The organism is Psychrobacter sp. 16-MNA-CIBAN-0192, from assembly GCF_040309565.1.
GTDB lineage: Bacteria > Pseudomonadota > Gammaproteobacteria > Pseudomonadales > Moraxellaceae > Psychrobacter.
In genome coordinates, this window is the sequence record NZ_JBEOOX010000531.1 from 1 (window position 1) to 251 (window position 251).

General features: G+C 42.2%; 1 protein-coding gene. It reads left to right on the forward strand.

What is annotated here, in order from left to right; translation table 11 throughout:
• Positions 1-33: 33 nt before the first annotated feature.
• On the forward strand, positions 34-251 hold a 218-nt coding region (locus AAEY78_RS14265; RefSeq protein WP_352340083.1), incomplete at its 3' end, for a transposase.

Genomic DNA, 251 nt, shown 5'->3' on the forward strand with positions numbered 1-251 from the left:
GCCAGAGACTCAATAACTTGAGAAACTGGAACTATGAAAAAATCAAATCGCTATACATCAGAATTTCGTGAACGTGCAATTAGGCTTGTTACCACACAACAGCATGAATACCCTTCTCTTTGGGCTGCGCTAGTATCGATTTCAGATAAACTGGGATGTACCCCAGAAACACTTAGAGCATGGGTCAAGAAATCTCAAGCTCAACCGTCTAAACCCTCTTCTAATACGCAATCAACTGAAGAACGCCTTGC